Here is a 357-nt window from a genome sequence, read left to right as displayed (position 1 = left end):
TGCCGCCCGACGTACTGCCGAAGCTGCTGCCGCCGCTCAGGCTGATACCGGTATGGCTGACCTTATAGTCCGCCGCGTTGCCGATATCGCTGAACCCGAGCGTGCCCGTATCCAGGCTGTTTTTCTCTGCCGTGGCGGCAGAGGCGATAACCGCGCCATCCAGCTGGGTATGGCGACCCACCGTCACGTCAAAGCCGCCCTGCCCGGCAAACAGCCCGGTCTGCTCCTGCACCGAATCGTACGTGCTCTTCATTCTGTCCTGGCTGGCGCTGATGTACCCCGACCCGGTCATGCTGCCGAAAGTGAAGCTCCCGCCCGCCGCCACGCTGGTCTGCTTCGATTTGAAATCGTTGCTGT

At 63.0% G+C, this 357-nt stretch carries 1 pseudogene; it reads right to left on the bottom strand.

From position 1 onward, the window contains the following. Positions 1-357 (bottom strand): annotated as a pseudogene (locus tag ACSVHP_RS23015) (hemagglutinin repeat-containing protein); the annotation flags it as partial.

It is taken from the genome of Enterobacter sp. 186315, from assembly GCF_053290175.1.
The sequence above is the reverse complement of the archived record's forward strand: the minus strand, read 5'-3'. Positions and strand labels throughout refer to the sequence as shown.